Genomic DNA, 3,997 nt, shown 5'->3' with positions numbered 1-3,997 from the left:
GGGTACGACCTGGTCACCGCGAACAGCGTGAAGGTCCTGATCAACCTGATCGTGACGGTCATCGCCCTGCCGGTTTTCATCGTCCAGGGCGACGTGGTGTGGGCGCCCGCGCTGGTGCTGGCGGCCGGGTTCATGGCCGGCGGGTGGTTCGGTGCGAAGCTCGCGGTGAAGGGCGGCGAGAAGCTCGTGCGGATCTTCATGATCGGCGCGGCCCTGTACCTCGCCGGGCGCCTCATCGGCATCTGGTGACGGACGGTCGAGGCAACGATGTTGTCCTCGTCGTGAAACGCGCCGTTCACAGGGTGGTCTTATGGTCAGACCTTCATGACGAATCGGTTGATTGCGACACCCGAGACCTGCTTCTGGGGATACCTCGACGCAGATGAAGCACCCGTGCTCAGTGTCGATCCGGGAGAGACGATCACCGTCGAAGCGGTCACCCACCACTCCGGCGATGCTCCCGACCTGATGATGGACGACGGTGTGCGTGCGATCTGGGACGGCATCGCTCCCGAGACCCGCACGCCTGGTGTCCACATCATGACCGGGCCGATCGAGGTCCGCGGTGCCCAGCCCGGCGACACGCTGCGCGTCGAGCTGTTGTCGATGTCGCCGCGCATGCCCTACGGCGCCAACTGCGCGGCGAACTGGGGCCTGTTTCACGAGCGGTTCGGCAAGGAACGCATCACGATCTACGAACTCGACGACACGGTCGCCACCGCTCCGTGCGAGTTTCCGGCGTTCGCCACGCCGCTCTTCGGATTCGACTTCACCGCCCTGGAGCTCTACGACCGTCCCGGTGTGATCTCCGAACCCGATTGCGGTGCGCGCCAGCCCTTCGGACGCGAGGTACGCGTGCCGGTCCGACCCCATCTCGGCGTGATGGGCGTCGCCCCCGAGGGACCACGGCGCAGCAGCATCGAGCCCGGTGTGTTCGGTGGCAACGTCGACAACTGGCGCTTCGGCCCGGGTGCGACCGTCCACTACCCGGTGTTCCACGAGGGCGCAGGCTTCTACGTCGGCGACCCCCACTTCGCCCAGGGTGACGGCGAGATCTGTGGGACCGCGATCGAAGCGTCACTCGATGTCACGTTGCGACTATCGCTCGCGTCCGACCTTCCGGTCGAGGCGCCGCTGCTGAGAACCGACACCCACTGGTTGACGCACGGCTTCTCCAACAGTGTCGACGACGGTGTCGACGGACTCGGCTCGGCGATGGCGATGGCCGCCGAACAGATGTTGAAGCTGATGGTCGACCGGGGAGGCTTCACCATGGACGAGGCCTATTCGCTCGCATCCGTCGCCGTCGACATGGGTGTCACCCAGGTCGTCGACGGCATCGTCGGCTGTCACGCGGCTGTCGCACACTCGATCCTCGACCGCTGATGCACCTCACACCACACGAGCAGGAACGGCTCCTCGTTCACGTCGCGGCTGACGTCGCTCGCGGGCGACGGGTTCGCGGGCTGGAGCTCAATCACCCCGAGGCGGTGGCCATCCTCACCGACTGGGTGCTCGAAGCGGCACGCGACGGTCGGACCGTCGTCGACCTGATGGATGCCGGTCGGCGCGTCCTCACACGCGACGACGTGATGGAAGGCGTCGCCGAGATGATCCACGACGTTCAGGTCGAGGCGACGTTCCCGGACGGCACGAAGCTGGTCACGCTCCACGACCCGATCGGTCCCCAGCAAGACTGGGGCGACACGTGATCCCCGGCGAGATCACCGGACCCGACGAACCGATCGACATCAATGTCGGACGGCGGGTGCTCACGTTGCGCGTCGAGAACGGCGGAGACCGCCCGATCCAGGTCGGTTCGCACTATCACTTCAGCGAGTCGAACCCGTCGTTGCGGTTCGACCGCGTCGCCGCTCGAGGCCACCGACTCGATATTCCGGCGGGGACGGCCATCCGGTTCGAACCCGGCATCGCGACCGACGTCGACCTCGTGCCGCTGGTCGGTGAACGGGTCGTGCTCGGGCTCCGCGGTGAGACGGCAGGGGCGCTCGACGGATGAGCCGCATCGAACGTTCCCGGTATCGCAACCTGTACGGACCCACCACCGGCGACCGCATTCGACTCGCCGACACCGACCTGTTCATCGAGGTCACCGACGATCACTGCGCCGGCGGTGACGAAGCGGTGTTCGGCGGCGGCAAAGTGATCCGCGAGTCGATGGGGCAGTCCACCCGGACTCGTGCCGAAGGCTCGCCCGATCTCGTGATCACGGGCGCCGTCGTACTCGACCACTGGGGTGTGGTGAAGGCCGACGTGGGCGTGAAGGACGGTCGCATCGTCGGGATCGGCAAGGCCGGCAACCCCGAGACGATGGACGGAATCCATCCGGCACTCGTGATCGGCCCGTCCACCGAGATCCTCGCCGGCAACGGCAAGATCCTGACCGCCGGAGCCATCGACTGCCACGTGCACCTCATCTCGCCGACGCTGCTCGACGAGGCACTCACCTCCGGGATCACGACGATCATCGGTGGTGGGTCCGGACCCGCCGAGGGGACGAAGGCGACGACCGTGTCGGGCTCGTGGTACCTCGAACGGATGCTCGAAGCGCTCGACCACTGGCCGGTGAACGTCGCGCTGCTCGGCAAGGGCAATACCGTGAACCCGGAGGCGATGTGGGAACAGCTCCGTTCGGGTGCAGCGGGCTTCAAGTTGCACGAGGACTGGGGAACGACGCCCGCAGCCATCGATGCGTGTCTCACCGTCGCCGATGCATCGGGCGTGCAGGTCGCGATCCACACCGACACGCTGAACGAAGCCGGATACGTCGACGCGACGCTCGACGCGATCGCCGGGCGCTCGATCCACACGTTCCACACCGAGGGTGCCGGTGGCGGCCACGCTCCCGACATCATGACCGTCGCGTCCCACGCCAACGTCCTGCCGTCGTCGACCAACCCCACCCGGCCGCACACCGTCAACACCGTCGCCGAACACCTCGACATGCTGATGGTCTGTCACCACCTCAACCCGTCGGTGCCCGAGGATCTCGCGTTCGCCGAGAGCCGGATTCGACCCTCGACCATCGCCGCGGAGGACATCCTCCACGACATGGGAGCGATCTCGATGATCGGCTCGGACTCGCAGGCGATGGGCCGCATCGGCGAAGTCGTCCTGCGCACGTGGCAGACAGCGCACACGATGAAGCACCGCCGGGGAGCGCTGCGGATCGGTGACTCGACGGATGGTCCCGCCGACAACCTGCGCGCTCGTCGCTACGTGGCCAAGTACACGATCTGCCCGGCGATCGCACACGGTCTGGCGGCCGACGTCGGTTCGGTGGAGGTGGGCAAGATGGCCGACCTCGTGCTCTACGACCCGGCCTTCTTCGGTGTGCGACCGCACGTCGTGGTGAAGGGCGGGATGATCGCGTGGGCGCAGATGGGCGATGCAAACGCCTCGATCCCGACTCCGCAGCCGCAGTTGCCGCGCCCGATGTTCGGAGCCGCACCGGGCGTCGCGCCGGGCCTGTCGATCGGGTGGGTGTCCAGCACGGCCATCGACGACGGGCTCGCCGATCGCTTGAACGTCCGACGCGATCTCGTTGCGGTGTCCGACACCCGTTCGATCGGCAAGGCCGACATGGTGTTGAACGACGCCACGCCGGACATCGACATCGAACCCGACACCTTCGCCGTTCGCATCGACGGCGAACTCGTCACCGAGCAGCCGGCCGAATCGCTGCCGATGGCCCAGCGGTATTTCCTCTACTGATGAACGGCGAGCTGTTGATGCTGGTCGACGGGCGGTTCCCGGCGGGTGGGCACACGAACTCGGCGGGCGTCGAGGCGGCGGTCCGCCTGGGCGACGTCCGCGACGACCGCACGCTCGAGCGCTATCTCACCGGCCGCCTGGCGACCACCGGGATCGTCGACGCGGCGTTTGCGGCGTGCGTTGCCGACGGCACCGTCGACGTCGCCGTCCTCGACGCCGAGTACTCGGCACGCGTGCTGTCGCCTGCTCTGCGCGAGGCCAG

The 3,997-nt window shown here is 67.3% G+C and carries 5 protein-coding genes and 1 pseudogene; all 6 read left to right on the top strand.

Annotated features, from left to right (window positions below; genetic code table 11):
- The coding region (locus WBV89_RS20200; protein WP_423983124.1) for a TSUP family transporter at positions 1-249 on the top strand (249 nt) is incomplete at its 5' end.
- Between the two features lie 75 nt (positions 250-324).
- Positions 325-1,386 (top strand): acetamidase/formamidase family protein, encoded by a 1,062-nt coding sequence (locus WBV89_RS20195; RefSeq protein ID WP_423983123.1) that lies wholly within the window; start codon positions 325-327, stop codon positions 1,384-1,386.
- A complete protein-coding gene (locus WBV89_RS20190) occupies positions 1,386-1,712 on the top strand; it encodes an urease subunit gamma (protein ID WP_423983122.1) in 327 nt (108 codons plus the stop codon). The genes WBV89_RS20195 and WBV89_RS20190 overlap by 1 nt, the downstream gene beginning before the upstream one ends.
- Complete coding sequence (locus tag WBV89_RS20185) at positions 1,709-2,020, top strand: urease subunit beta (protein ID WP_423983121.1); 312 nt, start codon at positions 1,709-1,711, stop codon at positions 2,018-2,020. The genes WBV89_RS20190 and WBV89_RS20185 overlap by 4 nt, the downstream gene beginning before the upstream one ends.
- Positions 2,017-3,735: an urease subunit alpha gene (locus WBV89_RS20180; RefSeq protein WP_423983120.1), complete on the top strand. Its 1,719-nt coding sequence runs from the start codon at positions 2,017-2,019 to the stop codon at positions 3,733-3,735. Before WBV89_RS20185 ends, WBV89_RS20180 begins: the two co-directional genes overlap by 4 nt.
- Positions 3,735-3,997, top strand: a pseudogene (locus WBV89_RS20175) (urease accessory protein UreF); the annotation flags it as partial. The gene WBV89_RS20180 and the pseudogene WBV89_RS20175, both read left to right, overlap by 1 nt.

Source organism: Ilumatobacter sp., from assembly GCF_049588435.1.
GTDB lineage: Bacteria > Actinomycetota > Acidimicrobiia > Acidimicrobiales > Ilumatobacteraceae > Ilumatobacter_A.
The sequence above is the reverse complement of the archived record's forward strand: the minus strand, read 5'-3'. Positions and strand labels throughout refer to the sequence as shown.